This is a genomic window from Stenotrophomonas pictorum JCM 9942 (assembly GCF_001310775.1).
Lineage (GTDB): Bacteria > Pseudomonadota > Gammaproteobacteria > Xanthomonadales > Xanthomonadaceae > Stenotrophomonas > Stenotrophomonas pictorum.
In genome coordinates, this window is sequence record NZ_BAZI01000705.1 from 1 (window position 1) to 812 (window position 812).

At 70.8% G+C, this 812-nt stretch carries 2 protein-coding genes; both read left to right on the plus strand.

Features of this window, described 5'->3' with window-relative positions; all coding sequences use genetic code 11:
- The coding region (locus JCM9942_RS17175) for an ELM1/GtrOC1 family putative glycosyltransferase (protein WP_172675201.1) at nt 1-305 on the plus strand (305 nt) is incomplete at its 5' end.
- Nucleotides 306-341: 36 nt separating this feature from the next.
- Nucleotides 342-812 (plus strand): DUF2145 domain-containing protein (locus JCM9942_RS17180; protein ID WP_083468619.1); only part of this gene is annotated, 471 nt, incomplete at its 3' end.

The window sequence follows — 812 nt, forward strand, 5'->3', positions numbered from 1 at the left end:
TCTGGAGCGATGGCGGTGACGGTTCCAATCCGTACGCCGGGCTGCTGGGCTGGGCCGACCGCGTGGTCTGCACGCCGGACTCGGTGAACCTGCTGTCCGAGGCCTGCGCCACCCGGGTGCCGGTGGGCGTGCTGCTGGGCCGGCGCGCGCAGGGACGGATGGCACGGTTCCAGCAATCGCTGGTCGAACGCGGCCGGCTGCTGGAGGGTCTGGCCGCGCTGGACGCCGACCCGGCAGACCCGATCGAACCCTTGCGCGAAACCCCGCGCATCGCCGCCGAGGTCAAGGCCCGCCTCGGCCTGTAACGGTCTTTTACAGTTTGCCTGCAAGGATGCCCCCCGATGAACCACCGTTTCCCCCTAGTGCTGGCGCTGGGTATCGCCACGCTGGCCCCAGTGGCGAACGCACAGCCGCCGACCTGCACCCCGCGCTACCCGCCGCCGACCACGATCGCGGCGATGTTCGACATGGCCGCCATCACCGCCGACACCCTCGATGCGCTGCCCGGGGTGGAGGTGGCCATCGCCGCGCGCGGCGGCCAGGACCTGCGCAGGTACGGCCTGCGCCACAGCCATCTGGCGTTTCTGGTCCGCAACGAAGCCGGGAGCTGGGATGTGCTGCACCTGCTGAACCGCTGCAAATCCGGCTCGTCGGACCTGTACCGCGAAGGGCTGGTCAATCTGCTCGGTGAAAGTGCGATCAGCACCGACCTGCGCGTGGGCATTCCCAAGCCGGCCGTGCAGGCCGCGCTCAGGCAGCTGCTGGCCGGCGAAGCCGCAGCGGCCCGCGCCCTGCACCAGCCGCGCTACAGC